The sequence below is a fragment of the Mesorhizobium onobrychidis genome (assembly GCF_024707545.1).
Classification (GTDB): Bacteria; Pseudomonadota; Alphaproteobacteria; order Rhizobiales; family Rhizobiaceae; genus Mesorhizobium; species Mesorhizobium onobrychidis.
The window spans coordinates 17,353-42,645 of the sequence record NZ_CP062229.1 but is presented as its reverse complement, the minus strand read 5'-3'; the positions used below and the strand labels follow the sequence as shown (position 1 = coordinate 42,645).

The window sequence follows — 25,293 nt, the reverse complement described above, 5'->3', positions numbered from 1 at the left end:
GTCAAGGGCCTTGAGCACGATCCCGAACCGAAGGTCCGCATAAAGAGAAAAGTGGAAATCGGTTTTCGGTTCGATTGAGAAAATAATAAGCCACACGGCGCCGAGCAAGTGCCGTCAGCCATACAGAGCAAATAATGCTGATCTGCCATTGCAACATCATCACCGAAAAGGAGATTGAGCAGACGATCGTCGGGCTGCTGGATCAGGATCCCTGGCAGCTTATCGTGCCGGCGAAGATCTATCATGCCATGCAGAAGCGTGGTCGCTGTTGCGGCTGCTTCCCAAATGTGGTCGAAACGATCATTCGGGTAACCGAAAATTACCACGCCCGCTCGGAGGCGAGCGGCGTGGATGTCGTTTCACACCTGGATCGCGTCAGAGGCCTGCGCGTCCAATACGGGAGCAGAACCCATGAAAGGCGAACAGCAGATCATAGAGCGGCTTAACGAGGCTCTATTTCTGGAACTTGGAGCGGTCAATCAGTACTGGGTGCACTTCCGGCTGCTGGAAGACTGGGGCTACGCCAAGCTGGCGAAGAAGGAACGCGCGGAATCGATCGAGGAGATGCACCATGCCGACCGGCTCGTGGCCCGCATCATCTTCCTTGAAGGTCATCCGAACCTGCAGTCGGTAGCACCGCTGCGTATCGGACAGAATGTCAAGGAAGTGCTCGAATCCGATCTTGCCGGCGAATATGACGCGCGCACTGCCTACAAACGGTCGCGCGAGATTTGTAACGAAGCAGGCGACTACGTGACGATGAAGCTGTTCGAGGATCTGCTGTCCGACGAGGAAGCTCACATCGACTTCCTTGAGACCCAACTCGACCTGCTCGCCTCGATCGGCGAGGAAAAATACGGCCAGCTCAACGCGGCATCGGCCGACGAGGCGGAATAGGGACATGCGGGAATGCGGCGCCCCTTAGATTTCTTGCGCCGCTTGCGGCGGGCCGAGGATTACGGCCTGCCGTCCCAGCAAAACCCGCGATACGGATGGCTTCGCGGGCTTTCGCTTGCCGTAGTGGTCGCGCTGACCGCCTCGGCGCTGGCCGGCGCGCCCGAACCGGCGGGCCTCGCCACCAGCCGTACCGATCTGACGCCGAAGGATCTGGCGCGCGTCATCGCAATAACCAGGCCGACCAAGGATTTTTCAAAGCCCGAGCAGTTCGAGCCGATGCAGGGCGGCGCCAGCACGTCACGGAAAGATGCCAACAAGGACGCTTTCTCGCAATCCTCTGCCAATATAACCTTCGAGGAAGAAGGCACCTTCAAGCTCGGCAATGCCCTCTTTCGCAAGAATTGGGTGTCGTCGCCCTCGTCGACGCAGGCATCGGACGGGCTTGGGCCGCTGTTCAACGAACGGGCGTGCCAGAATTGCCATCTGAAGGACGGCCGCGGTCATCCGCCGGAAGGCGACACCGGTACCACCTCCATGTTCCTGCGGCTGGCGCGGCAGGCGAGCACCGAGGAGGAGAAGGCAGCGCTGGCCGCTCGCAAAGTGCTCAACTTCCCCGATCCGGTCTACGGCTCGCAATTGCAGGACCTGGCCGTTCCGGGTCTTCGGGGCGAAGGCAGGATGCGTGTCGACTATCAGGAGCAGAAAGTCACGCTGCCGGACGGCACGGTGGTTTCGCTGCGCAAGCCGAGCTATTCGGTCGATGGTCTCGCCAACGGGCCGCTCGATCCGCACACCACGCTTTCGCCGCGCATGACGCCGCCGATGATCGGCCTCGGCCTGGTCGAGCAGATCGCGCCGGCGGACGTTCTCACCCATGCCGATCCGGACGATCGGAATAGTGACGGCATCTCCGGCAGGCCCAACATCGTGCGCGACGGCCAAAGCGGCGAACTGACGCTCGGCCGCTTCGGCTGGAAGGCGCAGACGCCATCGATCCGCCAGCAAGCGGCGGACGCATTCGCCGGCGACATCGGCATTTCGACGCCGGAAGTGCCGAACCACTGGGGCGATTGCACCGCGGCCGAAAAGGCATGTCTTGCCATGCCGAACGGCGCACAGGAGCGCCTCGGCCCGGTCGAGGCGCCGTCGCCGGTGATGGACCTCGTCACCTTCTATTCGCAAAATCTCGCCGTGCCGGCGCGGCGCGATCTCGACAAACCCGATGTGCTGGCCGGCAAGAAGCTGTTCTACGACCTGGGCTGCATTTCCTGCCATACGCCGAAATTCGTCACCCGTCGCGGCACGCCCAACAAGGCGCAGGCCTTCCAGCTGATCTGGCCCTATTCCGATTTTCTGCTGCACGACATGGGGCCGGGCCTCGCCGACGGGCAAGGGGTGGGCGAGGCTACCGGAAGCGAATGGCGCACGCCGCCGCTGTGGGGCATCGGTCTTACCCAGACCGTCAACGGCAACAGCTTCTTCCTGCATGACGGGCGCGCGCGCACCCTGACCGAGGCGATCCTGTGGCATGGCGGCGAGGGGCAGAAGGCGCGCGACCGCTTTGCCGCCGCCGATGCGGCCGATCGCGACGCACTGGTCAAATTCCTGGAGTCGTTCTGATGTCGAAGGGTCTGGCGTTTGTCCTGGTTCTCCCGCTGGTCCTCGCAGGCGCATTGCCTGGGGCCGCGGCGGTCAAGGCCTCCGACGTGATCCAACGGGCGATCGACGGCTTTGTCCGCCCGGCCTATGCACGACTGCATGACCATGCGGACAGCCTGACCAAGGCAATGCTTACGCTTTGCGACGCGCCCTCGCAGGACCATCTCGATGCGGCGCGCGCCGAATTTTCCGGCACCGTGGATGCCTGGTCGGTCGTCGAGATCATCCGCATCGGACCGATCACGCAGAACAACCGGCTGGAGCGCATGCTGTTCTGGCCGGACCGCAAGAGCATCGGCCTGAGGCAGGTGCAGGCGGCGCTGGCCGGTAAAGATCAGACCGCCGCCGACCCGGCCCAACTGGCGGCTAAGAGCGTCGCCATGCAAGGGCTCGGTGCGCTGGAATTCGTGCTTTACGGCGATGGCGCCGAGCGGCTCGCCGGCAAGGACGACCTCTATCGTTGCGCTTACGGCGCGGCCGTCGCCGGCAACATCGAAACGATTGCCGCCGACGTCAGCAACGCCTGGAACAGGCCCGACGGCTTTGCAGCGCTTTGGGCCAATCCGGGGCCGCAAAACGCGCTCTACCGCGACGGCACGGAAGCGGTGACCGAACTGGTCGGCGTCTTCATCAACGAGTTGGAAATGGTCCGTGACGTGCGCCTGAAAGGCTTTCTGGGCGGCAATCCGCAAGCCGACAAGCCCAAACAGGCGATCTACTGGCGTTCGCAAAACACGGCGCGCTCGCTGACCGGAAATCTTGCAGGCATGGACGCGTTGTTCCAGGCCTCGCATCTGGGCGACGCGCTGCCGCCTGACGCGCGTTGGATGGCGGAATCGATCCACATCCAGCTCGTCAACGGGGCCGCCGACGCCACGGCCATCAGAGGTCCGATTGACAAGGCACTCGCCGATCCGGCGCTGCGCCAGAAGCTCGACCACTTCTCGCTGGTGACATCCAGCCTGTCGACCCTGATCGGCACCAGGCTGACCGCCGAATTCGGCCTGACCGCCGGCTTCTCGTCATTAGATGGGGACTAGCTCTGAAGACGCCGCTGATCGATCGTCGTGATTTCCTCAGGGCCGCAGGCGTTGGCTTTGTTGCGGCGATGGCGCCGTCCGCATGGGCGAAGACGCTTGCCGCCGACGCCGTCTTCGCCACCGCTTTCGTCAAGCGCGACGGCAGCTATGGCGCGGCCATCCTGTCCGAGGCCGGCAAGGTCTTGCACGCCATCGACCTGCCCGCCCGTGGTCACGACGTCACTTTCGATCCGGTGTCGAGGCGCTCCGTGGTCTTTGCCAGGCAGCCCGGCACCTTTGCCGTGGTCTTCGACCACACAGGCCGCGACGAGCCGCTGACCATTGCCAGCGTCAGTGGCCGGCATTTCTTCGGCCACGGCGTGTTTTCGACCGACGGCGCATTGCTCTACGCCACCGAGAACGATTTCGACAATGCCGCCGGTGTGGTCGGCGTCTATGACGCGCGCGCGAAATTCAAGCGCATCAGTGAATTCCCGACCTATGGCATGGGTTCGCACGAGCTTCTGCTGCTGGACGACGGCAGGACGATTGCCGTCGCCAATGGCGGCATTGAGACGCATCCGGATTATGGCCGCGCCGAGCTCAACATCGCGACGATGAAGCCGTCCTACGTGCTGGTCGACCGCCTCACCGGCGACCTCGTCGAAAAGCACGAACTGCCGCCGGCGCTGCACCAGCTTTCGATCCGTCACATGGATGCCGACCGATCCGGCACGGTCTGGTTCGGCTGCCAGTACAGGGGGCCGGGTACCGATCGTCCGCTGCTGGTCGGCCGCGCCGCGCGCGGCAAGGATCTGCAACTGCTCGACATGCCGCGCGACGTGCTCTCCGGCTTCAGGAACTACATCGGCTCGGTCGCCGCCAACCCCGCCGCCGGCACCGTCGCGGTGTCCTCGCCGGAAGGCAACTCGCTTGCGGTGATCGATGCGGCCAGCGGCCGGATCGTCGCCACCAGCGCGCTGGCCGAGGTCTGCGGCGTGGCGCCCGACGGGGCGAGCTTCATGGCGACGACAGGCACCGGCGAAATCGTCGAAGCGGGCGGCGCGACACGGTCCGAGCCTGACTATGTTTGGGACAATCACATGCTGCGCATCGAGCAGGCCGGATAAGTGCTTCCGGCACCGGTTCCCTGACGGTTACGTTCGCTAGAGGTTACCGCCTTCAGGCGAGGTCGAAACGAAGCCGCCAAACGATTTATGCATTATTCCCTTGCGGGGATGAGCTATGGCGGGCACAGGGAAATTGTCTCGAACCCTGTGCCCAAGCGGGTGCTCCAACCGGCCGCCTCATGAAGCTGCTTGCCATCGACTGCGCCGCCAATCTCTGCGCCGCCTGTGTCTACGACGCGGCGGTCGGGAAAGAGCTCGGCCGTTCGGTGTTCGATCTCGGCAAGGGCCATGCCGAGCATTTGATGGCCGTGATCGAGGAGGCGTTGAAGGCGGCCGGGACCGACTATGCCGGCCTCGGCGCCATCGCTGTCTCCACCGGTCCGGGCTCCTTCACCGGCCTGCGCGTCGGTGTCTCGGCGGCGCGGGGCCTGGCGCTGGCGCTGAAAATTCCGGCAATCGGGGTGATGACGCTGGAAGCGCTGGCTGCGCAGGCGAAAGAGACATTTCCCGGCCGCGCCGTGCTGGTCGCGCTCGACGCCGGTCGCGAGGAAATCCATGCAGCACTTTACGACGAAGCATCCGTTTTGATTTACGGTCCCGCGGTGACCACGCTTTCGCAAGCCGCCGCCATGGCGGTGGATAGGTCTCCAGTTATGGCCGGCACGGCGACATCGCAAATTGCCGCTTCGGTCGGGCGCGCCTTCGACATCGGCCCGACAAGTGCCACTGCGGATATCGCAATCTATGCCCGGCTGGCCGCTACCAAGGGTGAAGGCGAAAAGCCGAAACCGCTTTATTTGCGCGGGGCGGACGCCAAGCCGCAGGCCGGGTTTATCCTGTCCAGGAAGAAAGCCGGGAAGAAAAACTGATGCGCATTCCTTTCCTCCAGCCGCGCCGCAGGGACTTTGCGCTCGAGCCGCTGACGATTGCCGACAGCGCGGCCATGTCGGTGCTGCATCGCGAGGATTTCGTCCGGCCGTGGACCGACGACGAATTCGCCGCACTGCTCGAGCAGGACACGGTGTTCGGCTATGCCGCGCGCGAGACCGGACAGGGTGCCAAGCCGCCGGTCGGTTTCGTGCTGGCGCGCCTGGCGGCCGGCGAAGGTGAGGTCCTGACTGTCGCGGTGGCGCGCTCCCATCGCCGCCAGGGCCTTGGCTGGCAACTGATGGATGCCGTTCTGCGCGAACTGCATGCGCAACGCGCCGAGGCGCTTTTCCTCGAGGTCGACGAGACCAACGTCGCCGCGATCGCGCTCTATCGGCGGCTGGGATTCCGCGAGGTCGGCAAACGTGCCAACTATTACAGATCGCCCGAGCACGGCCCGACCGGGGCGCTTGTCATGCGCCGCGATCTTCGGTAGCGCATCGGCCCGCAAATCGGAACCGATTTTCGGAAAGCACGATGCGTAGATTCAGATGCGCAGATTCAAAAATGCTAGAGAGCACTTTGTGCGTCCAATTGGACGCACGTCGCTCTAGCCATAGGTGGGGCAGGGCCAAGAGCGGATGATCGGAAAAATAAGGATTTTCCTGGCGCTGGGCCTCGTTGTCGTAGGCTCGTTGATCCTCGTGCCGTTGCAGATACTGTCGATGAAGACCGGGCTTTGGCGCGAGACGTTCATCCTGAAGATCTGGCACCGGCTCATCATCCGGGCGCTGGGCATGCGCGTTCATGTCAAGGGGGCCATATCCAATCAGCGCCCGTTATTGGTTGCGTCGAACCACATCTCCTGGACCGACATCATGGTGCTGGGGTCGATGTCCGACGTGACGTTCATCGCCAGGGCCGACATGGCCGGCTGGCCATTGATCGGCATGTTGTCGAAGCTGCAGCGCACCGTCTTCATCGAGCGCGAGCGCAAGCGTTCGTCGGGCGACCAGGCGAGCGAGATCGCCAACCGCATGGCCAAGGGCGACGCCATGGTGCTGTTTGCCGAAGGGTCGACCGGTGACGGCAACATGATCTTGCCGTTCAAGAGCACGCTGTTCGGCGCCGCCTCGATGGCGATTTCGGAAGGGGCGGCCGAAAGGGTCTTCATCCAGCCGGTGGCGATCGTCTATACGCGCCTGCACGGCGTGCCGCTCGGCCGCAGGCACCGGCCGATTGCCGCCTGGATCGGTGACGAGGATTTGATGCCGCATCTCAAGGTCCTGATGGCAGAGGGCGGGCTCGATGTCGAAGTGCATTTCGGCGAGCCGGTCGCCTTTTCCAAGGGCTCCAACCGCAAGGAAACGGCAAGGCTGATGGAGAGTCAGGTGCGCGATATGGTGCAGGCGGCGCTCGCCGATCCGCACCCGAGCCGGTAGGAAAATCTCCAGCGCAAATTCAAGTGCACGAGCATCCTTTGCGCGTCCAAGAGGACGCGGTGCTATAAAGCAGAATCGTCTGTTTTTTGTCTGGGAAAGGCGTTAGAAGCCGCCGGATGGAACTGAATACGATAGAACGGGACGACATCGAAAGTGCGGCCGAAAGTGCGGTCGTACCATCTGCCGCGACCAGGAAGGTCTTCGTCAAGACCTATGGCTGCCAGATGAATGTCTATGATTCGCAGCGTATGACCGACGCACTGGCCGCTGATGGCTATACGGCGACGGATGCCATCGGCGAGGCCGATCTGGTGCTGCTCAACACCTGCCATATCCGCGAGAAAGCCGCCGAGAAGGTCTATTCCGAACTCGGTCGCATTCGTGAGATGAAGGCCGAACGGGCTCAGGCCGGCCGCGAGATGCTGGTCGGTGTCGCCGGCTGCGTGGCGCAGGCGGAGGGAGCCGAGATCATCCGTCGCTCGCCGGCCGTCGATCTGGTCATCGGCCCGCAGACCTATCACCGACTGCCCGGCGTGCTGGCACGGGTACGCGGCGGCGAAAAGATCGTCGAGACCGACTACGCCATCGAGGACAAGTTCGAGCACCTGCCGCAGCCGAAGCACGCCGAGATCATCAAACGCGGCGTCACCGCGTTCCTGACCGTGCAGGAAGGCTGCGACAAGTTCTGCACCTTCTGCGTTGTGCCCTATACCCGAGGCTCGGAAGTGTCGCGGTCGGTGGCGCAGATCGTCGCCGAGGCCGAGCGGCTGGCGCAAGCCGGCGTGCGCGAGGTGACGCTGCTTGGCCAAAACGTCAATGCCTGGCATGGCGAGGGCGAAAACGCCGAGGAATGGGGTCTTGGCCGCCTGCTGTTCCGGCTGGCCGAGATTCCCGGGCTGGCGCGGTTGCGCTACACCACCAGCCACCCGCGCGACATGGACGACGAATTGATCGCCGCCCACCGTGACTTGCCGGCGCTGATGCCCTATCTGCACTTACCTGTGCAATCCGGCTCGGACCGCATCCTCAAGGCGATGAACCGCAGGCATACGGCAAAGGACTATCTGACGCTGCTCGACCGGATCCGCGCCGCGCGGAGCGATATAGCGCTTTCGGGCGATTTCATTGTCGGCTTTCCCGGCGAGACGGATGCGGATTTCGAGGCGACGATGGAACTCGTCCGCCAGGTGAACTATGCCTCGGCCTTCTCGTTCAAATATTCGCCGCGCCCCGGCACGCCGGGCGCAGAGATGGCCGATCATGTGCCGGAAGCCGTCAAGGACGAGCGCCTGCAGCGGCTGCAGGCGCTGCTGCTGAAGCAGCAGCAGGATTTCGGCGCCAGGTTGGTCGGCAGCACCATCGACACGCTGATCGAGAAGCCCGGTCGTCAAGCCGGCCAGAAGGTCGGCCGCTCGCCGTGGCTGCAGCCGGTTATTGTTGATGAAAAGTCCGGCGAAATCGGTGAGATTATCCAGGTACGAATCACGAAGACGGGTTACAACAGCCTGTTCGCCGAATTGGCCTGAAGGTCTCGGCAGATGAGGAGAGACGGTTGAGCGCTGCGGAAGTGAAGAACCTGCCCCAGAACCTACCATCGGGGGCTTCGGATATGGCGCACATCGTTCTGACTTTCGACAACAACAAGCTTGCCAGCGCCCTTTATGGCCAGTTCGACGAGAATCTGGCCAGGCTCGAGCAGAAGCTTGGCGTCGATATCCGCTCGCGAGGCAACCAGCTGACCATCAAGGGCTCCGCCTCGGCCGCCGAGCAGGCGCGCCGCGCCCTGGATAATCTCTACGGCATTCTCCAGAAAGGCGCTGACATCGGCCAGTCCGACGTCGACGGCGCCGTGCGCATGGCGATCGCCGCCGACGACCAGCTGACGCTGCCGACGCTGGAGCGCAAGGGCAAGGTGTCCGCCGCCCAGATATCGACGCGCAAGAAGACGATCTACGCCCGTTCGCTCAATCAGGACGCCTATATGCGCGCGCTGGAGCGGTCCGAACTCGTCTTCGGCATCGGCCCGGCTGGCACGGGAAAGACCTTCCTGGCGGTGGCGCATGCGGCGATGCTGCTCGAACGCGGCATGGTCGAGCGCATCGTGCTGTCGCGGCCGGCCGTCGAGGCCGGCGAGCGGCTCGGCTTCCTGCCCGGCGACATGAAAGAGAAGGTCGATCCCTATCTGCGGCCGCTCTACGACGCGCTTTACGACATGATGCCGGCTGACAAGGTCGAGCGGGCGATTGCCGCCGAGGTGATCGAGATCGCGCCGCTGGCTTTCATGCGCGGCCGCACGCTGGCGCATGCCGCCGTCATCCTCGACGAGGCGCAGAACACCACGCCGATGCAGATGAAGATGTTCCTGACCCGCCTCGGCGAGAATTCGCGCATGATCGTCACCGGCGATCCGACCCAGATCGACCTGCCGCAAAACACCAAATCCGGTCTGGTTGAGGCGCTCAGGATCCTCGACGGCGTCACCGGCATGGTGACGGTGCGCTTCAACGAAGGCGACGTCGTCAGGCATCCGCTGGTCGCCGAGATCGTCAAGGCCTACGACCGCGACGGCAAGCTGGCCCGGGGCCTGGGCGCCGAAGGCTGAAGATGCGGCCTTATGGCTGAGGACAAAAAGTCTGTAGGCGGGGACCTTCCGGTTCCCGTCGACATCGATATAGCGGTCGAAGCGGGCGACTGGCCCGATGAGGCCGCGCTGACGCGGCTGGTCGATCGCGCCGTTGCCGCTGCATTTGCCGAAACCGGCGCGGCCGGCCGTTCCGAGCTCAGCATCGTCTTTTCTGACGATGCCCATATCCGCAGCCTCAATGCCGGCTGGCGCGGCAAGGACAAACCGACCAACGTCTTGTCTTTCCCGGCTTTTCCGCTCGCGAAGGGCGGTCCGCTGCCCCCCATGCTGGGCGACATCGTGCTGGCCGCCGAGACGGTCGCGCGGGAAGCCGCACTGGAAGACAAGCCTGTCGAGAACCATATCATCCATCTCGTCATCCACGGCCTGCTGCATTTGCTGGGCTACGATCACGAGACCGACGCCGAGGCCGAGGAAATGGAAGCCGTCGAACGCGCAGCACTTGCGAGGCTTGCCATTCCCGATCCCTACGCGTAACTAAAAAGATCAAATGACCGGACGACGATGAACGACAAACCAGAGACTGCCGCCCGCCCAGACGCCGGCAGTGCGACCAAGCCATCCGAACAGACGGAAGAGGGCTCTAGTCCGAGTACCACGACCGGCAGCTTCGCCAGCGAGCCATCGCCTGCCGGTCCTTCTCTGTTCGATCGCGTGCTCGGCCTGTTCAGGCAACGCAACGGCACCAGCCTGCGCGAGGAGATCGCCGACGCGCTTGCCGAAACGGCGAGCGATCCCGGATCCTTCTCGCCCGGCGAGCGGGCCATGCTCAACAACATCCTGCGCCTGCGCGAGGTGCGCGTCGAGGACGTCATGGTGCCGCGCGCCGATATCGAGGCGGTCGAGATCACGACGAACCTGGGCGATCTTCTGGGACTGTTCGAGCAGTCCGGCCATTCCCGCATGCCGGTCTATTCGGAAACGCTCGACGACCCGCGCGGCATGGTCCACATCCGCGACGTGCTCGCTCACATCACCAAGATCGCCCGCGTCAGGAAGGGCAGGACGACCAGGAAAGCCGCCGCCACCACGCTTCTCGATCTTGCCAAGGTCGATCTCGCGCGCACCATCGGCGACCTGAACCTGATCCGCCCGGTGCTTTTCGTGCCGCCGTCGATGCTCGCCTCCGATCTCATGGGGCGGATGCAGGCGATGCGCACCCAGATGGCGCTGGTCATCGACGAATATGGCGGCACTGATGGTCTGGCCTCGCTCGAGGATATCGTCGAGATGGTGGTCGGCGACATCGAGGACGAGCATGACGAGGACGAGCCGATGATCACCCAGACCGGCGAGGGCGTGTTCGTCGTCGACGGCAAGGCCGAGATCGACGAAGTCACCAAGATGATCGGCGAGGATTTCGCCGCCGGCGAGCATGGCGAATATGTCGACACGATCGGCGGCATGATCTTCAACACGCTTGGCCGTGTTCCGGCCCGCGGCGAAGTGGTGCAGGCCATACCTGGTTTCGAATTCCTCGTGCTCGACGCCGATCCACGCCGCGTCAAACGCGTGCGCATCGTGGAGACCCAGAAGGGCGAGCGCCGCCGGCGCGCGGTGCGCGCCGAGCAGGCCTGAGAGACGCCGCTCGCCCGATGACGGTCGACGATCCGTTCAAGCACTCAACCTTGGGCTCTGGCATATTCTACAAGAATCCGCGCGCCGCATTGATCTGGCTTGAAAAGGCTTTCGGATTCGAGCCAAGCATGGTGGTCAGCGACGCTGATGGCAGGCTCGTCCATTCCGAGATGCGGTTCGGTGACGGCTATATCATCGTCGATGCCGAATGGGCCGACCATGTCGCCAGCCCCGCGTCGGTCGCCGGCAAGAACACGCAGTCGGTCTATGTGCGCCTCAAGGACGGCATTGATGCCCACTGCGATCGTGCAAGGGCGGCGGGAGCCGAGATCGTCCAGGAGCCTGCTGACCAGTTCTACGGTGAACGGCAGTACAGGGCGCGCGATCCTGAAGGTCACGTCTGGACCTTTTCCCAGACCGTACGCTCCGTTCCACGCGAGGAGGCTGAGCGGCTGGGCGATCTACAGATCGAAGGCTGGCACCAATAGCGTCTCGTTACCCAACAATCAATGGTGGCTCCCGACCAGCCGGAGAAACCCGCTTCGCGCAGCCTTCGATATTCAACATTGTAGTCGTGCATCAGCGCATAATCTTCGATTCCGCGAATTTCCGCTACGGTTGGTGAGCGGAAGTTCCCACGCCTGTGCTCAATTGGGAAGATGCGCCGATACCGGTCATTCACGGCCGCGCAGCCCTAGCGCCCGGTTATGCACTCGCCCAGGCGCCTCCGGCAGCGTCGCACCCATCCAACACCACCCCAAATTTATCAAGTATCGCCCGCGCCGTCGGAACCGCTCACACCGGCACTCAGCCCCGGGCGGATGTTCTGGTTATGGTGGAAGACGTTGTCGGGGTCGTACGAGGACTTCACGTCAGCCAGCCGGTCAAAGACGGAGTCGCCGTACGCCTCTCGGACCCGGCCCGGGTCTTCGTCGCCGCCGAGGAAGTTGACGTAGACGCCTTCGCGGAAGCGGCCAAGAGCGGCGAGGAACCCCCTCGTCCAGGCCGTCTCTCGGTCGCCGAAGTCCTCGCCGGGCCGCCACGCAGCGTGGACGATGATCGCGTGCGACGCTTGCCGGTTCCCGAACGCCGTCGCGCCCTCGGCCACTCGGCTCACCGCCCCCTTCAGATGGAACATTGCCACATACGACCGTGGCGACGAGCAGGAGAATGCGTGCCCGGCGGTCACGTCGATGAGGTCGTCGCGGAGCGCGGGGAGGTGGGTGGCCTTCCAGTAGTAGTTCCAACCGTGGAGGACGGTCGAGTCGAGCGCGCTCTGGAATACCACGTACGGCTTGGGCCCGGCCAGATCGAGGAGGGGAGTCCGAAATGTGCGGAGCGGGCGGAGCGCCTTCTCACCGTCCTCGATCGGCCCGGCGTAGCACGCGCCCACCATCACCACCGGGCGCCAGTGCAGTTCCTCGGGAATGACCGATAGAGGCGGCACGGTGCAGAATTTTACGACCGTGCCGAGCTCGTCGGGAGCGTCGCGGATGAAGTCGCGGTAGAAACGGAGGACCTCCCCGGCGTCGCTCGCGTCCCAGAGGATAGGCCCGGCCAGAACCGTGGGCCCGACGGGGTGCAGGCGGAACTCGAACGAGGTGACCACGCCGAAGTTGCCGCCGCCGCCGCGCAACGCCCAGAACAGGTCGGGGTGCTCGTCCTCGGACGCCCGCAGCCGCTCGCCGTCGGCCGTCACGACGTCGGCGGCGAGGAGGTTGTCGACCGCGAGGCCATGCTTGCGCATCAGCCAGCCGATGCCACCGCCGAGGGTGAGCCCGGCGACTCCGGTATGGCTCACGATTCCGCCGGTGGTGGCCAGGCCGTGCGCCTGCGTCTCGCGGTCGACGTCGCCCCACAGCGCGCCACCCTGCACCCACGCCCTGCGGCCGGCGGGATCGACCCGCACGCCCCGCATCGCCGAGAGGTCGATGACGATCCCGTCGTCGCAAACGGCGGTGCCCGCCACGCCGTGACCTCCGCCCCGTATGGCGATCTCCAGATTGTGGTCGCGAGCGAAACGCACGGCCGCGACCACGTCGGCGGTTCCGATGCATCGGGCGATCAGATGCGGGCGCCGGTCAATGGCGCCGTTCCAGATTGCACGGGCGACATCGTAGTCGGCGTGGCTGGCATTGATCAGCCGGCCTTGGAACCCGTCGATTTCCACGACGGTTGGCTGCATGCTCCCGTGGTGGGCTTCTGCGTACGTTGTTGTCGTCATCATAGGTGTCGTCATCGTGTCCTCCTCTCGTCGAGAGAGGCCACATCGGACCACGGCGGGCCGCTGCCGTATAGTCAACAATCTGGACTCCACAATCGGAGGCGGATGCGCAACACTGCTGTTGTGAGGACGTCTGTCATGAGGACATACGGCCAGTACTGCCCCATCGCCCGTGGCGCCGAGATTTTCGCCGAGCGCTGGACGCCGCTGATCATCCGCAACCTGCACCTTGGCTGCGGAAGCTTCAGCGAGATCCTGGAGGGCGCGCCCGGACTCTCCCGTACCCTGCTCTCAGAGCGGCTCAAGCAGCTCGAACGGGTCGGTGTCGTCGAGTCGAATCCCAAGCCCGACGGGCGCGGGCGACACTACGAGCTCACGTCCGCGGGCCACGACCTCTTCACGGTCTGCCAGTCGCTCGGCGAGTGGGGCGCGCATTGGCTCGAGATCGCCCCCCAACACCTAGACCCCTTTGTGGCCCTGTGGTCGATGTGCAAGGCGCTCCGCCGGGACAGGCTCCCGGATCGACGCGTCGTCATACGCTTCGACTTCACCGGCCGCCCACACCGGGAGCGCTATTGGCTACTCATCGAGCTCGGAGACACCGAGATCTGCAAGACTTACCCTGGCTTCGACGAGGACCTCTACATCACGGCGGAAGCCGAAGCTTTCGTAAAATGGCACGCCGGCCAGCTCAGTTGGTCCCAAGCCACCCGCGAGGACCGCATCCAGCTCGACGGCGACCTGTCGCTCGCAAGAGCCTTCCCGACCTGGAACGCCCGCAGCATGTTCGCCCACATCCTGCCGATCGCCCGCACCGCCACGAGTCATGCAGGTTGACATTCCGGATGCGGCCTCCCGATGGGGCACTGCACCGCCAGCGTGTGACGTGAACAAACTCCCATATCTCACATGCTATCCGGAATGGAAAGCCGCCGGATTGCCGATCGAACCACTCGCCTGAAATTCACATAATTCGAAGCACTGATGCCGAGAGCGGGCGTATTACCAAGGTCCGAAGACATCCAGTGTTTTGCCATTGGCTCGACGATTGCGAATGACAGCAACGGGTCGCGAGCCGAAATTCAATCCGGCACGCTGGCTGAAGCGGTGGCCGTTTGGAGCGTGGACCGCGGCCTGATAAATCTTCTGCCGTGATTCGCACGACTCGGAAGCATTGATGAAGCGCCTGGCCGGCCGGATAATTCTGCTGTGGGGCTGGCGCCGCGCGCTTGTGGCGTTTCTTGCCGGCGCGCTGGCGGTTCTTGCCCAGGCGCCTTACGATTTCTTCGCTGTCTGTTTCGTTTCGTTTCCGCTCCTGGTCTGGCTCCTCGACGGCGCGACCGGCGAAGCCTCCGATGGCTGGTTCCGGCGTTTGCGGCCGTCCTTCGCCGTCGGCTGGTGGTTCGGCTTCGGCTATTTTCTCGCCGGCCTGTGGTGGATCGGCTCGGCACTTCTGGTCGAGGCCGACAGTTTCGCCTGGGCGCTTCCCTTCGCAGTGGTCGGAATTCCGCTGGCGCTCGCCTTTTTCTACGGCTTCGCGACAGCGGTTGCCCGGCTGCTGTGGAGCAACGACATCGGCCGCATCGCTGCTCTTGCCTTCGGCTTCGGCCTGGCGGAATGGCTGCGCGATTTTCTGTTCACCGGGTTCCCGTGGAATGCCGTCGGCTACGCGGCGATGCCGGTGCCCTTGCTTATGCAGAGCGTGTCGGTGACCGGCATGGTCGGCATGAACGCGCTGGCGGTCTTCGTCTTTGCACTGCCGGCCCTGCTTGCGGCGGGCCGGCATGTCCGCCTGGGAGCTGCACTGCTTGCCGTTCTCGTCGCGGCCCATGTCGGCTTCGGCTATATCAGGCTTGCTGCCAAGGTCGAGCCCGCAACCCGCGCAATCGACGTCCGCATCGTGCAGCCGGCTGTCGACCTCAGCGAGAAGTGGGACGCTTCGGTGCCCGACCGGATCTTCGCCACGCTGATGGGGCTTTCGGCCAAGGCGCCGGAGGCCGGCCCAGCGACTGGCCATGACAAGCCGCAATTGATCCTGTGGCCGGAAACCTCCGTGCCGTTTTTTTTCGCCGAACGTCCCGATGCGCTGACCGCGCTGGGAGAGATGCTTGGCGACGGCCAGATGCTGATCGCCGGCGTCGTCCGGGAGGAGGGCGGCTCGGCGGCAGATGCCGACAGGCGGTACTACAATTCGGTGGTGGCGATCGACGACAAGGGTGAAATCGCAGATGCTGTCGACAAGGTTCATCTGGTGCCCTTTGGCGAATATCTGCCTTTTGCCGACCTGCTTGGCCGCTTAGGGCTCAAACAGCTCGTCGCCGGGCCGACGACCTACGCGGCCGGCAATGAGCGGCATCCGATCACGCTGTCCGGTGGCATCCGCGTGCTTCCGTTCATTTGCTATGAAGTCATCTTTCCCGATCTGGTTGCGATTGACGCTACGTCAGCCGAGCTTATTGTGAATGTCACGAACGACGCGTGGTTCGGTGACACGCCGGGTCCATACCAGCATTTCAGGCAGGCGCAGGTTCGTGCTGTGGAGAACGGGGTGCCCTTGTTGCGTGCAGCCAATAACGGCATCTCCGCTGTCGTCGATCCGCGCGGGCGCATCCTCGATGCACTGGCGATCGACGCACGCGGAGCCGTCGACGTCCATGTTCCGATTTCCAATCAAGCCATCGTTTCTTCCAGCCAAAGACGCATTAACGGACTGCTGATCTTGTTGCTGTGTGCCCTGGCCGCTTTCACATTGAATGTAAGGCAAAAGCTACGGGCGAATTGACAGTCGACACATTAGAAACTCATACTGTAACGGCTTGAAATTTCTCGAAGTCGGTACGTCGTTGTGTTGGGGCACTGGCCGCCGGCTTCGTTTGGGCAGAAAAACACAAAAAGCCGGAAAAATTCGGCGAGGAAAAAATGGCAGAAGAAAACAAGAAGAAGCCGAATCCTATCGATATCCATGTCGGAAGTCGCATCAGGCTTCGTCGCAATATGTTGGGAATGAGTCAGGAGAAGCTGGGCGAGAATCTCGGCATAACGTTTCAGCAGATACAGAAATACGAAAAGGGGACCAATCGCGTTGGCGCCAGCCGTTTGCAGGCAATCGCCTCGATACTCGGCGTTCCCGTCGCTTTCTTTTTCGAGGACGCGCCGGGCCAGGAGACCGTGGGCAACCGCGGATTTGCCGAGGATGCATCAATGGCTTTTGCCGTCGAATTCTGCGGCAGTCCTGAAGGTCTTCAACTCAACCGGGCCTTCGTCAAGATCGCCGACGTGAAGATACGCCGCAAGATCATCGAGCTTGTGAAGGCCCTTTCCACCGACGAAGTCGATTGATTTGGCGGGCCCTTGAAAGCCGGAAATGGCGAGGCCGTCATAGCGGGGCAGGCAAATTCTCGCGATCTCGCAGATCGTGGAATTTACATCCCATAGGCATGGCGGAGAGCGGATCGATTTTGCTCGACACCCATGCTCAAAGTCTTTTTCATCAACGTGTTGAAGCTAAACACGGGTTTGGAGCTGAGCACGCTGGCGGCATTCTGCCGCCGGTCACAGTGGCACCAGATAATAGCGCGATTTTCACACCAGAATGACCGCACCGCTTGACGAGCGCCGCCCGGCACGGCTAACACGTGGCGCGCCAATCGGCAGCGTGCCGATATTTTTTTCAAGAGGGGACACCCGTGACGCGGCAAAACTATCTATTCACCTCGGAATCCGTTGCCGAGGGTCATCCCGACAAGGTCTGCGATCGTATCTCCGACGAGATCGTTGATCTGGTCTATCGCGAGGCCAGAAAGACCGGCATGGACCCCTGGAAGGTCCGCGTCGCCTGCGAAACGCTGGCGACCACGAATCGCGTCGTCATCGCCGGCGAGGTGCGCGTCCCCGAGACCCTGCTCAAGAAGGACAAGGCCGGCAACATCCTGATGGATGCCGCCGGTCATCCGCTCGTCAATCCGGCGAAGTTCAAGTCGGCCGCCCGCAAGGCGATCCGCGAAATCGGCTATGAACAGGCCGGTTTCCACTGGAAAACGGCAAAGATCGAGGTTCTGCTGCACGGCCAGTCGCCTGATATCGGCCAGGGCGTCGACAATGCCTCCGACCGGCAAGGCGAGGAAGGGGCCGGTGACCAGGGCATCATGTTCGGCTATGCCTGCCGCGAGACGCCGGATCTGATGCCTGCGCCGATCTACTACAGCCACAAGATCCTCGAATTGCTGGCCGCCGCGCGCCATGAGGGCAACGGCGATGCCGGCCGGCTCGGGCCGGACGCCAAGAGCCAGGTCACCGTCCGCTATGTCGACGGCAAGGCGGCGGAAGTGACGCAAATCGTGCTGTCCACCCAACATCTCGACGCCAGCTGGGATTCGAAGAAGGTCCGCAAGGTCGTCGAACCCTATATCCGCGAGGCGCTGGGCGAACTGAAGATCGCCGACAGCTGCAACTGGTACATCAACCCGACGGGCAAATTCGTCATCGGCGGGCCAGACGGCGACGCCGGCCTGACCGGGCGCAAGATCATCGTCGACACTTACGGCGGTGCTGCACCCCATGGCGGCGGTGCTTTTTCCGGCAAGGACACTACCAAGGTCGACCGTTCCGCAGCCTATGCGGCACGCTATCTCGCCAAGAACGTGGTGGCCGCCAAGCTCGCCGATCGCTGCACCATCCAGCTATCCTATGCCATTGGCGTCGCCCAGCCGCTGTCGGTCTATGTCGACCTGCACGGCACCGGCAAGGTCGATGAGGCAAAGCTCGAGCAGGCGCTGCGCACCGTGATGGACCTGTCGCCGTCCGGCATCCGCCGCCACCTCGATCTCAACAAGCCGATTTACGCCAAGACGTCGTCTTATGGGCATTTCGGCCGCAAGGCCGGCCGCGACGGGTCCTTCTCCTGGGAAAAGACCGATCTCGCCAAGGCGCTCAAGGACGCACTCGCCGAAGCGCCGGCCGAAGCAGTCGCGGCCTAGCCGCGGCTTCCATGGATCCGAAAGACCGGCCAAGCCGTGCGACCGAAGCATTTTTCGGTCGCCGGCGCGGCAAGACTATCCGTCCGCAGCAGGCGGCGGCACTGGAAAGCGGCTTCAGCACCTACCGGCTCGATCTGACGGCTGGACCGCCGGCCGAATTGCGCAGCCTGTTCGAAGCCGATGTCCGCGCCATTCATCTCGAAATTGGTTTTGGTGGCGGCGAGCACCTGCTGCATCGGGCGACCGCGGCTCCTGAGACCGGTTTCGTCGGCGTCGAGCCTTTCGTCAACGGCATGGCCAAGATGATGATGGCGGTCAGGGAACGGCCGCTTGCCAATCTTCGGGTCTATGACGACGACGCCACACGCCTGCTCGACTGGCTCCCGCAAGCCTCGCTCGACGGCATCGACCTGCTCTATCCCGATCCCTGGCCGAAGAAGAAACACTGGAAGCGCCGCTTCGTCAGTCCGGTCAATCTCGACCGTTTCGCGCGCGTGCTGAAGTCAGGCGGAAAATTCCGCTTTGCGTCCGATATCGATAGCTATGTGAACTGGACGCTGCTGCACTGCCGGGCACATGATGCGTTTGCGTGGCAGGCTGAAGAGGCAGCCGACTGGCATCGGCCCTATGAGGGTTGGCCGGGTACCCGCTACGAGGCCAAGGCCATTCGCGAAGGCCGGCGGCCGGCCTATCTCACCTTCGTCCGAAGATAGGCATACTTCGTTAAGCATCGCGCATCGCGCGCTTTGCCGTCGACGAGGACCAAAGATGTCCTCGCCCTGCGTCGCCGGTCTTAGAAGCGGCCGATCTTGTTGAAGGCGGCCGGATCCATGCCGAGATTGCGCAGATCGTGCGCGCGCGGCTTGCGCCCGGCTTCGACGGCGTGCGAAGCGGCGACGGCGCTGCCGAACACGGTGAAGAAATCGCCGATGGCCGAGAAAACCTTGCGGTTGGTCATGATTATGCCCTTTCACCGCTGCAATGCGTGATTGAATTTGTGCAGCGCAACATAGATAGGCGCGTATTGCCTGATATCACAGGGATGTCGCCGCATGGCCGCTATGCGTTCTGTGCAAGGCTGCCACCTCCGGCAGTTTCGCCCGGCCCTGCACGCGGGCCACGCATGCGGACTTGAAACGACGGCCGCGATCGTCTATATCAGCCTCAAATTCTTGGTCGGTATGGCGAAGAGTGGGTCCACCCGGTCCCGCTCTTTTTTATTACCTTCCGACCACCAATGAAGCGACAGGAATAGAATGACGGCAACGGTACCCGACAGCGACGACCGCATCATCCGCGAAAGCGGCATCGATGCGCGCATCGCGCTGATCGTGCAGCCGGTGCTGCGTGCCATCGGCTTCCGCCTTGTCAGGGTGCATCTGACGGGCCAGAATGGGCTGACGCTGCAGATCATGGCCGAGCGCGAGGACGGCACCATGACCGTCGAGGATTGCGAAGAGGTCAGCCGGGCGGTGTCGCCTGCGCTTGATGTCGATGATCCGATCGAAAAGGCATATCATCTCGAAGTGTCGTCGCCGGGTATCGACCGGCCGCTGGTCCGTAAGTCGGATTTCGCGACCTGGACGGGTCATCTGGTGAAGATGGAAACCTCGGTCCTTGTCGCCGACCGCAAGCGCTTCAAGGGCAAGATCGCCGAGAGCGACGCGGACGGCGTGCTGATCGAGCGCGACAAGGCGGCCTATGGCGAACAGCCGACGGTGCGTGTGCCCTACGATGCGATTGCCGAAGCACGGCTGATCCTGACCGACGACCTTATCCGCGACGCACTGTCGAAGGACAACAGGGCGCGCAAGGAAGCCAAGAAGCGCCGCGGCGAACCCGAAGACGCGCCAGAGGGCGTAGAAGCGGGCGCGGAAGATGAAACCGAACAGGAAATGTGATTGGGCTGCCGGGCGCAAGGCTCGGCAACAAGCTCGGGAGAAAAACGATGGTTGTAAGCGCCAACAGGCTTGAACTGCTGCAGATCGCCGATGCGGTCGCGCGTGAAAAGTCGATCGACAAGTCGATCGTCATCGCCGCCATGGCCGATGCGATCCAGAAGGCGGCGCGCTCGCGCTATGGCCAGGAAACCAACATCCGTGCCGACATCAATCCGAATACCGGCGAGATGAAGCTGCAGCGGCTGATGGAGGTGGTCGAGAAGGTCGACGACTATGCGACGCAGATCGCCATTTCCTCGGCGCGCGAGCGCAATCCCGACGCCCAGCTCGGCGACTTCATTGCCGAACAGCTGCCGCCGATGGATTTCGGCCGCATCGCCGCCCAGTCGGCCAAGCAGGTCATCGTGCAGAAGGTGCGCGAGGCCGAGCGTGACCGCCAGTATGACGAGTACAAGGACCGCATCGGCGAGATCGTCAACGGCACCGTCAAGCGCGTCGAATACGGCAATGTCATCGTCGATCTCGGCCGCGGCGAGGCGATCATCCGCCGCGACGAGCTGATCCCGCGCGAAAACTACAAATATGGCGATCGCGTCCGCGCCTATGTCTATGACGTGCGCCGCGAGCAGCGCGGTCCGCAGATATTCCTGTCGCGCACCCATCCGCAGTTCATGGCGAAGCTGTTCACCATGGAAGTGCCGGAAATCTACGACGGCATCATCGAGATCAAGTCGGTCGCCCGCGATCCGGGTTCGCGCGCCAAGATCGCCGTCATCTCGCGTGACAGTTCCATCGATCCGGTCGGCGCCTGCGTCGGCATGCGCGGCAGCCGCGTTCAGGCAGTGGTCGGCGAATTGCAGGGCGAGAAGATCGACATCATTCCGTGGTCGCCTTCGGCCGCTTCCTTCATCGTCAACGCGCTGCAGCCGGCGGAAGTCGCCAAGGTCGTGCTCGACGAGGACGCCGAACGCATCGAGGTCGTGGTGCCGGACGACCAGCTGTCGCTGGCCATCGGCCGCCGCGGCCAGAACGTCCGGCTCGCCTCGCAGCTCACCGGCTGGGATATCGATATCCTGACCGAGCAGGAAGAGAGCGAGCGCCGCCAGAAGGAGTTCGTCGAACGCTCAGCTCTGTTCATGGATGCGCTCAACGTCGACGAGATGGTCGGCCAGGTGCTCGCCTCCGAAGGCTTCACCAGTGTCGAGGAAGTCGCCTATGTCGATGCCGACGAGATCGCGTCGATCGACGGCTTCGACGAGGACACCGCCTCGGAAATACAGGCCCGCGCCCGCGAGTATCTGGAGAAGATCGAAGCCGAGCATGACGAGAAGCGCAAGGCGCTGGGCGTCAAGGACGAGCTGCGTGAGATTCCTGGCGTGACCACCGCCATGATGGTGACGCTCGGCGAGGACGGCGTGAAGACGATCGAGGATTTCGCCGGCTATGCGGCCGATGACCTGACCGGCTGGAAGGAACGCAAGGACGGCGAGACGAAGGTGTTCCCCGGCGTGCTCGCCAGTCACGGCGTGTCGCGTGCCGATGCCGAGCAGATGGTTCTGGCCGCCCGCCTCAAGGCCGGCTGGATCACCGAAGACGAGCTTGCAGCCGAAGACGTGCCGGCTGACGAAGCCGTTGGTGCGTGAGGTGAAACCGCATCGCACACAACCCGCCCTTGGAAGAGATGAACGATCGCACTTGCATCGTCACGCGCAGACAGGCCGAACCGGATGAATTGATCCGTTTCGTCGTCGGCCCGGATTCGGCCGTCGTTCCGGACATCAAGAAAAACCTGCCCGGCCGCGGTTGCTGGGTGACGGCCGACCGCCTACATATCGACAAGGCGGCAGCGAAGAACCTGTTCGCTCGCGCCTTCAAGGCGCAGGTGACCGTGCCTACCGATCTCGGCGGCATGGTCGACGGGCTGCTTTCCAGATCCGCTCTGGGCATGCTCGGTCTTGCCCGCAAGGCAGGCGCGATCGCGCTCGGCGCCACCAAAGTCGAAAGCGCGGTGCGTAGTGGGCTGGCGCTTTTCGTGTTGCATGCGACCGAGGCGTCAGATGACGGCGTCCGCAAGATCAGCCAGGCGCGACGGGCAACTGTCTACCTTGGCGGCCCCGCCATTCCTGCCTACAAACTTTTCTCCGAGGCCGAGTTGAGCTTGGCATTGGGGGGTACAAATGTGATACATGCTGCCGTTCTCGCGGGAGACGCGGGCAGGGCGGTCCAGAAGCGCATGGTTGCGCTCGACCGGTATCGGGGCGGTTCCCCGGACGATCTGGCAATGCTTGCGGCCGTTGCTGACGAAGATGATGCCGCAGAGGATATGGAATGAACGATACGAAATCGGGCGACGACAAGACGTTGAGTGTTACGCCGAAGAAGACTTTGACGCTGAAGCGCCCCGGTACGGAACAGGGCACCGTGCGCCAGAGCTTCTCGCATGGCCGCACCAAGGCGGTCGTGGTCGAGACCAAGAAGCGCAAGTTCTCGCTGCCCGGTGACAAGCCGGAGCCGGCCGCTGCCCCGTCCGTCTTCACGCCGAAGGCGCCGGTCGCGGCAGCGCCCGTTGTGCAGGAGGCGCCCAAGGCGCCGCCGCCTCTGCCGCCTGTCGAACGCGGCGGCATGGTGCTGAACGAATTGTCGCGCAACGAGATGGAGGCGCGCCGCCGGGCTCTTGAGGGTTCGAAGGTGCGCGACGTCGAGGATCGTCAGCGCGCCATCGACGAGGCCAAGCGCCGCGCCGAGGATGAAGAGCGCCGCCGTCGCGAGCGCGAGGAATCCGCGCGCCGCCAGGCCGAGGAAGAAGCCCGGCTGCAGGCCGAGGCCGAGTCGCGCCGGCGTGCCGAGGAAGATGCGCGCCGCCGCGCGCCGCTGGCCGCCGAACTGGCGACAGTCGACGACGAGGACATCAAGCCGAAGCGCACCGGCGCCGGCGCCCCGGTGCGCCGTCCGGTCACGCCCGAAGTGGCGCGTCCGGCCAAGCCGACCAAGGGCGAGGAAGATCGCCGCCGCGGCAAGCTGACGCTCAATGCCGCACTTTCCGATGAGGATGCGCGTGCGCGTTCGCTGTCGTCGATGCGTCGGCGGCAGGAGAAATTCAAGCGCGCGCTGCATAATGAACCGCGCGAGAAAGTCATGCGCGAAGTGATACTGCCCGAAACCATCACCATCCAGGAACTGGCGCAGCGCATGTCCGAGCGCGCCGTCGATGTGGTCAAGTTCTTCATGAAACAGGGCCAGATCCTAAAGCCGGGCGACGTCATCGACGCCGACACGGCCGAGCTGGTCGCCACCGAATTCGGCCACACGGTTCGCCGCGTCGCCGAGTCCGACATCGAGGAAGGCCTCTTCAACATCGCTGATCGTCCCGAAGATCTCGAGCCGCGTCCGCCGGTGGTGACCATCATGGGCCATGTCGATCACGGCAAGACGTCGCTGCTCGATGCCATCCGCAACGCCAATGTCGTGTCCGGTGAGGCCGGCGGCATCACCCAGCATATCGGCGCCTATCAGGTCGAGAAGAACGGTCACAAGATCACCTTCATCGATACGCCCGGCCACGCCGCCTTCACGGCGATGCGCGCCCGCGGCGCCCAGGCGACAGACATCGCCATCCTCGTAGTGGCGGCCGACGACAGCGTGATGCCGCAGACGATCGAATCGATCAGCCATGCCAAGGCGGCCGGCGTTCCGATCATTGTGGCGATCAACAAGATCGACAAGCATGACGCCGACCCGCAGAAGGTGCGCTCGGAACTGCTGCGCCACGAAGTCTTCGTCGAATCGATGGGCGGCGAGGTGCTGGACGTCGAAGTGTCGGCGACCAAGGGTACCAATCTGGACAAGCTGCTCGAAGCGATCCTGCTGCAGGCCGAAATCCTCGACCTGAAGGCCAATCCGGACCGCACCGCCGAGGGCGTCGTCATCGAAGCCCAGCTCGACAAGGGCCGCGGCCCCGTCGCCACCGTGCTGGTCCAGACCGGCACGCTGATGCCCGGCGACATCCTCGTTGCCGGCAACGAATGGGGCCGGGTGCGCGCGCTGGTCAACGACCGCGGCGGGCAGATCAAGGAAGCGCCGCCGGCGATGCCGGTGGAGGTGCTCGGTCTGCAGGGAACCCCGCAGGCCGGCGACCGCTTCGCCGTGGTCAACAATGAAGCCCGCGCCCGCGAGATCACCGAATACCGCCAGCGTCTGGCGCGCGAGAAGGCGGTGGCCAAGCATGCCGGCCAGCGCGGCTCGCTCGAACAGATGATGTCGCAACTGCAGACGAGCGGGCTGAAGGAATTCCCGCTGGTCATCAAGGGCGACGTGCAGGGCTCTATCGAGGCGATCAGCGCGGCGCTGGACAAGCTCGGCACCGACGAGGTGCGTGCGCGCATCGTTCATGCGGGGGCCGGCGGCATCACCGAAAGCGATGTGTCGTTGGCGGAAACCTCGGGTGCCGCGATCATCGGCTTCAACGTCCGAGCCAATGTGCAGGCGCGTGCTGCTGCCGCGGCTGCGGGCATCGAGATCCGCTACTACTCGATCATCTACAATCTCGTGGATGACGTGAAGGCGGCGCTCTCCGGCCTTCTGTCGCCGGAGCGTCGCGAGACCTTCATCGGCAATGCGGAGATCCTCGAGATCTTCGACATCACCAAGGTCGGCAAGATCGCCGGCTGCCGTGTCACCGAAGGCAAGGTCGAGCGCGGTGCGGGCGTTCGCCTGATCCGCGACAACGTCGTCATCCACGAAGGCACGCTGAAGACCCTGAAGCGCTTCAAGGACGAAGTCGCGGAAGTCCCGGGCGGCCAGGAATGCGGCATGGCCTTCCAGAACTACGAAGACATGCGCGTCGGCGACGTCATCGAGTGCTTCCGCGTCGAGATGGTGACCAGGACGCTCTGAGTTTCGAGCAACTTGAGTTCGAGCATCTACTGAGACCGGGCGGTGGTCGAAAGGCTGCCGCCC

At 63.6% G+C, this 25,293-nt stretch carries 24 protein-coding genes; 22 read left to right on the top strand and 2 right to left on the bottom strand.

The features are described 5' to 3' along the window. The first annotated feature begins 134 nt into the window (after positions 1–134). The 13 genes from IHQ72_RS00205 (at position 135) to IHQ72_RS00145 (ending at position 11,724) form a co-directional block, all read left to right on the top strand. Complete coding sequence (locus tag IHQ72_RS00205; RefSeq protein ID WP_065005901.1) at positions 135–446, top strand: (2Fe-2S)-binding protein; 312 nt, start codon at positions 135–137, stop codon at positions 444–446. Next, positions 412–897, top strand: coding sequence for a bacterioferritin (bfr, locus tag IHQ72_RS00200; RefSeq protein WP_258120620.1), 486 nt, complete (start codon positions 412–414; stop codon positions 895–897). The genes IHQ72_RS00205 and bfr overlap by 35 nt, the downstream gene beginning before the upstream one ends. Before the next feature lie 12 nt (positions 898–909). Continuing rightward, positions 910–2,517: a di-heme oxidoreductase family protein gene (locus IHQ72_RS00195; protein ID WP_258120619.1), complete on the top strand. Its 1,608-nt coding sequence runs from the start codon at positions 910–912 to the stop codon at positions 2,515–2,517. Continuing rightward, positions 2,517–3,596 (top strand): imelysin family protein, encoded by a 1,080-nt coding sequence (locus IHQ72_RS00190; protein ID WP_258120618.1) that lies wholly within the window; start codon positions 2,517–2,519, stop codon positions 3,594–3,596. The genes IHQ72_RS00195 and IHQ72_RS00190 overlap by 1 nt, the downstream gene beginning before the upstream one ends. A gap of 2 nt (positions 3,597–3,598) precedes the next feature. Beyond that, entirely contained in the window at positions 3,599–4,705 is a 1,107-nt protein-coding gene (locus IHQ72_RS00185) for a DUF1513 domain-containing protein (RefSeq protein ID WP_258124070.1), read from the top strand. A 179-nt stretch (positions 4,706–4,884) separates the two neighbouring features. Next, positions 4,885–5,574 carry a tRNA (adenosine(37)-N6)-threonylcarbamoyltransferase complex dimerization subunit type 1 TsaB gene (gene tsaB, locus IHQ72_RS00180; protein WP_258120617.1) on the top strand — a complete coding sequence of 230 codons (690 nt, stop codon included), beginning with the start codon at positions 4,885–4,887 and terminating at the stop codon, positions 5,572–5,574. Beyond that, complete coding sequence (gene rimI / locus IHQ72_RS00175; protein WP_095493615.1) at positions 5,574–6,068, top strand: ribosomal protein S18-alanine N-acetyltransferase; 495 nt, start codon at positions 5,574–5,576, stop codon at positions 6,066–6,068. The genes tsaB and rimI overlap by 1 nt, the downstream gene beginning before the upstream one ends. A gap of 145 nt (positions 6,069–6,213) precedes the next feature. Continuing rightward, the gene (gene olsA / locus IHQ72_RS00170) at positions 6,214–7,014 is read left to right on the top strand and encodes a lyso-ornithine lipid O-acyltransferase (RefSeq protein ID WP_258120616.1); all 801 of its coding nucleotides are present in this window, start codon (positions 6,214–6,216) and stop codon (positions 7,012–7,014) included. Between the two features lie 116 nt (positions 7,015–7,130). After that, complete coding sequence (miaB, locus tag IHQ72_RS00165) at positions 7,131–8,540, top strand: tRNA (N6-isopentenyl adenosine(37)-C2)-methylthiotransferase MiaB (RefSeq protein ID WP_374120321.1); 1,410 nt, start codon at positions 7,131–7,133, stop codon at positions 8,538–8,540. A gap of 83 nt (positions 8,541–8,623) precedes the next feature. Continuing rightward, on the top strand, positions 8,624–9,616 hold the full coding sequence (locus IHQ72_RS00160) for a PhoH family protein (protein WP_374120428.1): 993 nt from the start codon (positions 8,624–8,626) through the stop codon (positions 9,614–9,616). Positions 9,617–9,628: 12 nt separating this feature from the next. Then, entirely contained in the window at positions 9,629–10,135 is a 507-nt protein-coding gene (gene ybeY / locus IHQ72_RS00155; RefSeq protein ID WP_258120614.1) for an rRNA maturation RNase YbeY, read from the top strand. A gap of 27 nt (positions 10,136–10,162) precedes the next feature. After that, complete coding sequence (locus IHQ72_RS00150) at positions 10,163–11,236, top strand: hemolysin family protein (protein WP_258120613.1); 1,074 nt, start codon at positions 10,163–10,165, stop codon at positions 11,234–11,236. 17 nt (positions 11,237–11,253) lie between these two features. Further along, entirely contained in the window at positions 11,254–11,724 is a 471-nt protein-coding gene (locus IHQ72_RS00145) for a VOC family protein (RefSeq protein ID WP_258120612.1), read from the top strand. A gap of 278 nt (positions 11,725–12,002) precedes the next feature. On the opposite strand, the gene IHQ72_RS00140 is transcribed toward IHQ72_RS00145, so the two are convergent. Continuing rightward, positions 12,003–13,421, bottom strand: a complete 1,419-nt coding sequence (locus IHQ72_RS00140) for an FAD-binding oxidoreductase (protein WP_258120611.1) — start codon at positions 13,419–13,421, stop codon at positions 12,003–12,005. Between the two features lie 177 nt (positions 13,422–13,598). On the opposite strand from IHQ72_RS00140, the gene IHQ72_RS00135 reads away from it, so the two are divergent. The 5 genes from IHQ72_RS00135 (at position 13,599) to trmB (ending at position 19,149) form a co-directional block, all read left to right on the top strand. Further along, positions 13,599–14,297, top strand: coding sequence for a winged helix-turn-helix transcriptional regulator (locus IHQ72_RS00135; protein WP_258120610.1), 699 nt, complete (start codon positions 13,599–13,601; stop codon positions 14,295–14,297). 340 nt (positions 14,298–14,637) lie between these two features. Then, complete coding sequence (lnt, locus tag IHQ72_RS00130; RefSeq protein ID WP_258120609.1) at positions 14,638–16,242, top strand: apolipoprotein N-acyltransferase; 1,605 nt, start codon at positions 14,638–14,640, stop codon at positions 16,240–16,242. Between the two features lie 137 nt (positions 16,243–16,379). Then, positions 16,380–16,799, top strand: coding sequence for a helix-turn-helix domain-containing protein (locus tag IHQ72_RS00125; protein ID WP_095493605.1), 420 nt, complete (start codon positions 16,380–16,382; stop codon positions 16,797–16,799). Between the two features lie 347 nt (positions 16,800–17,146). Continuing rightward, entirely contained in the window at positions 17,147–18,436 is a 1,290-nt protein-coding gene (metK, locus tag IHQ72_RS00120; RefSeq protein ID WP_258120608.1) for a methionine adenosyltransferase, read from the top strand. An 11-nt stretch (positions 18,437–18,447) separates the two neighbouring features. Further along, positions 18,448–19,149 carry a tRNA (guanosine(46)-N7)-methyltransferase TrmB gene (gene trmB / locus IHQ72_RS00115; protein ID WP_258120607.1) on the top strand — a complete coding sequence of 234 codons (702 nt, stop codon included), beginning with the start codon at positions 18,448–18,450 and terminating at the stop codon, positions 19,147–19,149. A gap of 80 nt (positions 19,150–19,229) precedes the next feature. Here trmB and IHQ72_RS00110 read toward each other — a convergent pair whose 3' ends face one another. After that, entirely contained in the window at positions 19,230–19,394 is a 165-nt protein-coding gene (locus tag IHQ72_RS00110; protein ID WP_077377234.1) for a hypothetical protein, read from the bottom strand. Positions 19,395–19,692: 298 nt separating this feature from the next. On the opposite strand from IHQ72_RS00110, the gene rimP reads away from it, so the two are divergent. From rimP to infB, 4 genes are read left to right on the top strand one after another with little or no spacing between them, the layout of a single operon-like run. After that, complete coding sequence (rimP, locus tag IHQ72_RS00105) at positions 19,693–20,337, top strand: ribosome maturation factor RimP (protein ID WP_095493602.1); 645 nt, start codon at positions 19,693–19,695, stop codon at positions 20,335–20,337. Positions 20,338–20,384: 47 nt separating this feature from the next. Continuing rightward, positions 20,385–21,980: a transcription termination factor NusA gene (gene nusA, locus IHQ72_RS00100; protein ID WP_029356954.1), complete on the top strand. Its 1,596-nt coding sequence runs from the start codon at positions 20,385–20,387 to the stop codon at positions 21,978–21,980. 38 nt (positions 21,981–22,018) lie between these two features. Next, a complete protein-coding gene (locus tag IHQ72_RS00095; RefSeq protein WP_258120606.1) occupies positions 22,019–22,669 on the top strand; it encodes an RNA-binding protein in 651 nt (216 codons plus the stop codon). Beyond that, positions 22,666–25,230 carry a translation initiation factor IF-2 gene (gene infB / locus IHQ72_RS00090; protein WP_258120605.1) on the top strand — a complete coding sequence of 855 codons (2,565 nt, stop codon included), beginning with the start codon at positions 22,666–22,668 and terminating at the stop codon, positions 25,228–25,230. The genes IHQ72_RS00095 and infB overlap by 4 nt, the downstream gene beginning before the upstream one ends. The last annotated feature ends 63 nt before the right edge of the window (positions 25,231–25,293 follow it).

What these genes read in the sequence shown, in the direction of transcription:
- olsA (WP_258120616.1), top strand. Translation starts at nt 6,214, where the DNA reads ATGATCGGAAAAATAAGGATTTTCCTGGCGCTGGGCCTCGTTGTCGTA.
- IHQ72_RS00145 (WP_258120612.1), top strand. Translation starts at nt 11,254, where the DNA reads ATGACGGTCGACGATCCGTTCAAGCACTCAACCTTGGGCTCTGGCATA.
- IHQ72_RS00195 (WP_258120619.1), top strand. Translation starts at nt 910, where the DNA reads ATGCGGCGCCCCTTAGATTTCTTGCGCCGCTTGCGGCGGGCCGAGGAT.
- IHQ72_RS00125 (WP_095493605.1), top strand. Translation starts at nt 16,380, where the DNA reads ATGGCAGAAGAAAACAAGAAGAAGCCGAATCCTATCGATATCCATGTC.
- IHQ72_RS00205 (WP_065005901.1), top strand. Translation starts at nt 135, where the DNA reads ATGCTGATCTGCCATTGCAACATCATCACCGAAAAGGAGATTGAGCAG.
- IHQ72_RS00095 (WP_258120606.1), top strand. Translation starts at nt 22,019, where the DNA reads ATGAACGATCGCACTTGCATCGTCACGCGCAGACAGGCCGAACCGGAT.
- IHQ72_RS00110 (WP_077377234.1), bottom strand. Translation starts at nt 19,394, where the DNA reads ATGACCAACCGCAAGGTTTTCTCGGCCATCGGCGATTTCTTCACCGTG.
- tsaB (WP_258120617.1), top strand. Translation starts at nt 4,885, where the DNA reads ATGAAGCTGCTTGCCATCGACTGCGCCGCCAATCTCTGCGCCGCCTGT.
- ybeY (WP_258120614.1), top strand. Translation starts at nt 9,629, where the DNA reads ATGGCTGAGGACAAAAAGTCTGTAGGCGGGGACCTTCCGGTTCCCGTC.
- IHQ72_RS00190 (WP_258120618.1), top strand. Translation starts at nt 2,517, where the DNA reads ATGTCGAAGGGTCTGGCGTTTGTCCTGGTTCTCCCGCTGGTCCTCGCA.
- IHQ72_RS00135 (WP_258120610.1), top strand. Translation starts at nt 13,599, where the DNA reads ATGAGGACATACGGCCAGTACTGCCCCATCGCCCGTGGCGCCGAGATT.
- nusA (WP_029356954.1), top strand. Translation starts at nt 20,385, where the DNA reads ATGGTTGTAAGCGCCAACAGGCTTGAACTGCTGCAGATCGCCGATGCG.
- IHQ72_RS00150 (WP_258120613.1), top strand. Translation starts at nt 10,163, where the DNA reads ATGAACGACAAACCAGAGACTGCCGCCCGCCCAGACGCCGGCAGTGCG.
- trmB (WP_258120607.1), top strand. Translation starts at nt 18,448, where the DNA reads ATGGATCCGAAAGACCGGCCAAGCCGTGCGACCGAAGCATTTTTCGGT.
- lnt (WP_258120609.1), top strand. Translation starts at nt 14,638, where the DNA reads ATGAAGCGCCTGGCCGGCCGGATAATTCTGCTGTGGGGCTGGCGCCGC.
- IHQ72_RS00140 (WP_258120611.1), bottom strand. Translation starts at nt 13,421, where the DNA reads ATGCAGCCAACCGTCGTGGAAATCGACGGGTTCCAAGGCCGGCTGATC.
- IHQ72_RS00160 (WP_374120428.1), top strand. Translation starts at nt 8,624, where the DNA reads ATGGCGCACATCGTTCTGACTTTCGACAACAACAAGCTTGCCAGCGCC.
- infB (WP_258120605.1), top strand. Translation starts at nt 22,666, where the DNA reads ATGAACGATACGAAATCGGGCGACGACAAGACGTTGAGTGTTACGCCG.
- rimP (WP_095493602.1), top strand. Translation starts at nt 19,693, where the DNA reads ATGACGGCAACGGTACCCGACAGCGACGACCGCATCATCCGCGAAAGC.
- bfr (WP_258120620.1), top strand. Translation starts at nt 412, where the DNA reads ATGAAAGGCGAACAGCAGATCATAGAGCGGCTTAACGAGGCTCTATTT.
- miaB (WP_374120321.1), top strand. Translation starts at nt 7,131, where the DNA reads ATGGAACTGAATACGATAGAACGGGACGACATCGAAAGTGCGGCCGAA.
- rimI (WP_095493615.1), top strand. Translation starts at nt 5,574, where the DNA reads ATGCGCATTCCTTTCCTCCAGCCGCGCCGCAGGGACTTTGCGCTCGAG.